Genomic DNA, 1,098 nt, shown 5'->3' with positions numbered 1-1,098 from the left:
CTGCTAATAATTTGAAATTAATTACAGTTTTATTACGTATCTTTATTTAGCAAAGACATGGTTACCGATTACTGCTACTGTTTGACGTGTCGTAATCCATTTGCTTGTTGAAGTTTTTGGATTGTAAAAATAAAGCCAATCAGAATGTATCCCGTTTGTGGAGATAGCTTCTTCTACTGCCATTTTTGCTTCTGCACTTGCAGGCTGATTAATTCTTCCGTCTGTAACAGGAGTAAATGCATATCCGTGTTTAATAGGTTCATAAATAACCTCTGTAATTGTATTCGGAAATCCTTTTGCATTTACACGATTCAAGATCACTTGCGCTACTGCTACTTTTCCTTTATATGATTCGCCACCTGCTTCAGCAGTAACTAAGCGTGCCATTAAGTCTTTTTCTTTTTCTGAAATACTTGAATTAATTTTCACATGTTGTCCTGTATAAAGCTTGTTTCCGACTGTATTGTTAATTTGTTTTATAGATTGAACGGTAACATTGTAACGCTTTGCTATAGTTTCTAATGAATCTCCCGGCTGTACTTGATAAATAATTTGTCCAGAGATGTTCTTAGGTTTGTCGTTTTGATGAACAGTGACCTCATTTGATTTCATGGATCCTGGAATATTTAACTGTTCACCAATAAAAGTTTGATCGTTTCCTTTATTATTTGCTTGTTTAATAGATTGTATTGAAACTCCATATTGTTTACTGATACCCCAAAGTGTATCATTCTTTTTTACTGTATGAATGGTGGAAGCCTCAGCTACACCTTGATTACATACGAATGTAATTGCTGCTGCAGATAAAGGAATTATATGTTTTATTTTTAATAATTTCATTGTAAATCCTCCCAATAAAAAATTAAGTTTTAACTGTTGAGTAATGTAGTTCAGAGTATAAAAGGTATGTATTTATATTTTAATATAAGTATATTAGCACGTATGAAATAAATAATCATCATAAGTTTTTTATTTACATCATGTAGGACCCAAATATGAAATATTGCATATAAAAACACATTGAAGTTCATGTTGTTGATTACTATAATTTATCTAGTAGAAAGGGACTTTAAATTTTCCTAATGCATTGAGAATATG

At 31.2% G+C, this 1,098-nt stretch carries 1 protein-coding gene; it reads right to left on the bottom strand.

What is annotated here, in order from left to right; genetic code table 11:
- Positions 1-42: 42 nt before the first annotated feature.
- The gene (locus tag KI356_RS26345; protein WP_128281267.1) at positions 43-840 is read right to left on the bottom strand and encodes a cell wall hydrolase; all 798 of its coding nucleotides are present in this window, start codon (positions 838-840) and stop codon (positions 43-45) included.
- Between the last annotated feature and the right edge of the window lie 258 nt (positions 841-1,098).

This window comes from Bacillus hominis (assembly GCF_018332515.1).
Taxonomy (GTDB): Bacteria; Bacillota; Bacilli; order Bacillales; family Bacillaceae_G; genus Bacillus_A; species Bacillus_A hominis.
This window is presented reverse-complemented; position numbering and strand designations above follow the sequence as displayed.

Coding starts and splice junctions, on each gene's coding strand:
- KI356_RS26345 (WP_128281267.1), bottom strand. CDS start 840: ATGAAATTATTAAAAATAAAACATATAATTCCTTTATCTGCAGCAGCA.